General features: G+C 66.3%; 3 protein-coding genes. 1 reads left to right on the forward strand and 2 read right to left on the reverse strand.

Annotated features, from left to right (window positions below):
* Together AC1DY5_RS49850 and pmbA are read right to left on the reverse strand one after the other, a co-directional pair.
* Positions 1 to 814, reverse strand: an 814-nt coding sequence (locus AC1DY5_RS49850) for an ammonium transporter (RefSeq protein ID WP_478121710.1), incomplete at its 3' end; no start/stop codon positions are given.
* 269 nt (positions 815 to 1,083) lie between these two features.
* Positions 1,084 to 2,454 carry a metalloprotease PmbA gene (gene pmbA / locus AC1DY5_RS49855; protein ID WP_478121711.1) on the reverse strand — a complete coding sequence of 457 codons (1,371 nt, stop codon included), beginning with the start codon at positions 2,452 to 2,454 and terminating at the stop codon, positions 1,084 to 1,086.
* 58 nt (positions 2,455 to 2,512) lie between these two features.
* On the opposite strand from pmbA, the gene yjgA reads away from it, so the two are divergent.
* Positions 2,513 to 2,875: ribosome biogenesis factor YjgA (yjgA, locus tag AC1DY5_RS49860; RefSeq protein ID WP_478121712.1), on the forward strand; the 363-nt coding region annotated here is incomplete at its 3' end.

Below are 2,875 nucleotides of genomic sequence, written 5' to 3' on the forward strand. Positions count from 1 at the left end.
AGCCCGCACAGACCGCCACCAGGCCGGCCAGCGGGCCGTTGTAGACGAAGCCCGGATCGTTCTTGCCGAGCGCCAGCGCCACCAGCGTGCCGCCCACCATCGCCATCAGCGAATTCACCGCCACCAGGCCGGAGATCTTGTCGATCGTCTGCGCGCTCATCACGTTGAAGCCGAACCAGCCGACGCACAAGACCCAGGCCCCGAGGGCCAGGAACGGAATGTTCGATGGCGGATGGGCGCTCAGCGAGCCATCGCCGCGGTAGCGGTTGCGGCGCGCACCCAGCAGCAGCACCGCCGGCAGCGCGAGCCAGCCGCCCATCGCGTGGACCACGACGGAGCCCGCGAAGTCATGGAATTCATTGCCCGTCACGCGGGCYAGCCAGTCCTGGATGCCGAAGGCCCGGTTCCAGGCGATGCCCTCGTACAGCGGGTAGACGAAGCCCACGATGACCGCCGTGGCGATCAGTTGCGGCCAGAACTTGGCGCGCTCCGCGATGCCGCCCGAGATGATCGCCGGGATCGCGGCGGCGAAGGTGAGCAGGAAAAAGAAGCGCACCAGCTCGAAGCCGCTGCCGAGCGCCAGCTGATCGGCGCCGACGAAGAAGTGCGTGCCATAGGCGACGCCGAAGCCCACCAGGAAGTAGACGATGGTCGAGACCGAGAAATCGACCAGGATCTTGACCAGCGCGTTGACCTGGTTCTTCTTGCGTACCGTGCCCAATTCGAGAAAGGCGAAGCCCGCATGCATCGACAACACMATGATGGCGCCCAGAAGAAGAAATAGCGCGTTCGTGCCCCGAGTCAGTGCATCCATGAGGTTTGGCTTATTGAAATTTGCGTCGATGTGGTGCGCTCAGCCCTGAATCAGGGGCCGGAGCGTCATTCGAAAGCAAAAATGGTGCCAAACACGCTTCACAGCGGTGCCTCGTGCTCCATAACGCTGCATGACGCACAGAAATGTCGCCCCCAGGTTGCCCGGCACTTCGTGTCCGGGCGCCGACCCCCTGGCGGGGGCAACACCAGCGGCCCGGCGAAGCCGGTTCCGCGGTGTTTCACCAACGGGCCTAGCTGCGCCGGCCCTTGTCAGGCCCCAGCGACCTTCATGCGGTTGACCAGCACGGAGCCGGTGGTCTTGGCGCCGAAGTTGTAGGCATCGGCCCCCACCGCCTCGATGCCCAGCAGCATGTCCTTGAGGTTGCCGGCGATCGTGATTTCCTGCACCGGGAATGCGATCCGGCCCTTCTCGACCCAGAAGCCGCTGGCGCCGCGCGAATAATCGCCGGTGACGTAGTTGACCCCCTGCCCCATCAGCTCGATCACCAGCAGGCCGGTGCCGAGCTTGGCCAGCATGGCGTCGAGATCGTCGTCCTTCTTGGTCAGGCGCGAAGTCAGCGTCAGGTTGTGCGAGCCGCCGGCATTGCCGGTGGTCTTCATGCCCAGCTTGCGGGCCGAATAGGTGCTGAGGAAATAGCCCTCGAGCCGTCCGGCTTCGACCACCTTGCGCTTGCGCGTCACCACGCCTTCGTCGTCGAAGGGCGAGCTGCCCTTGCCGCGCGGCACGTGCGGATCCTCGACCACGTCGATGTGCTTGGGCAGCACCTTCTTGCCCAGCGAATCGAGCAGGAAAGTGCTCTTGCGGTAGAGCGCCCCGCCGCTGGTGGCCTGCACCAGGCCGCCCAGAAGGCCGGCCGCCAGCGGCGACTCGAACAGCACCGGGCATTCGGTGGTCTTGATCTTGCGCGACTTCAGGCGGCTCAACGCGCGCTCGGCGGCGTAGCGGCCCACCGCCTCGGGGCTCGCGAGCTCGTCGGCCGAGCGCATCGAGCTGTACCAGGCGTCGCGCTGCATGTCGTCGCCCTTGCCGGCGATCGGCGCCACCGAGATCGAGTGGCGCGAGCTCGCATAGCCGCCACGGAAGCCGCGCGTGTGGGCGCTGAAGAAATGGCTTTGCTGGGCCGAGACACCGGCGCCTTCGCTGTTGGTGATGCGCTTGTCGGTCGAGAGGGCCGCGGCCTCGCATTGGAGCGCCAGCTGGGCCGCCTGCTCGCTGGTGACGGCCCAGGGATGGAACAGGTCGAGGTCGGGCTGCTCCTTGGCGATGTCGGCCTCGTCGGGCAGTCCGCTCACCGGGTCTTCGGCCGTGAAGCGGGCAATGTCGTAGGCCGCCTGGACGGTTTGCGCGATGGCGGCCTCGGAGAAGTCGGAGGTGCTGGCGTTGCCGCGGCGATGGCCGACATAGACCGTGACGCCGAGTGACTTGTCGCGGTTGCGCTCGACATTCTCGAGCTCGCCCTTGCGCACCGAGACGCTCAGGCCGCAGCCCTCGGACGCCTCCGCGCCGGCATCGGTCGCTCCGAGCTTCTTGGCGTGCGCCAAGGCGGAATCGACTAGGTTTTCGAAGAAAGGACGGCTGTAGGCGAAGCCGGAGTCCGCGCGCGAGGAAGATGTGGTCATGTGTTGGCTATGATACTTGCGCCCCCTGTTCCCGATGGTGCGGCCAACGATTGCATCTATGTCCCGCAAACCCAAAAAAGGCTACTTCGTCCGTGGCGAGTTCGTGGCCGAAGGCAGCGAACTCGATCTCGAGCTCAAACGCGAGCTCAAGGGCACCGACGCCGCCAGCAAGACCGACCTCAAACGCGAGAGCGCCGAACTGCAGGCGCTGGGCGAAGCCCTGCTCGCCCTGCGGGCCGGCCTGTTCGACACCCTCGACCTGGGCGACAAGCTCAAGGACGCGATTGCCGACGCCAAGCGCATCAGCAACTTCGAGGGCAAGCGGCGGCAGATGCAGTTCATCGGCAAGCTGATGCGCGGCCTCGATGCCGACGTGCTCGAGGYGGTCCGCGCCGCCCTGGCCGAGCAGGATCGCCTGCCG

The organism is Variovorax sp. P4_D9 (assembly GCF_056401695.1).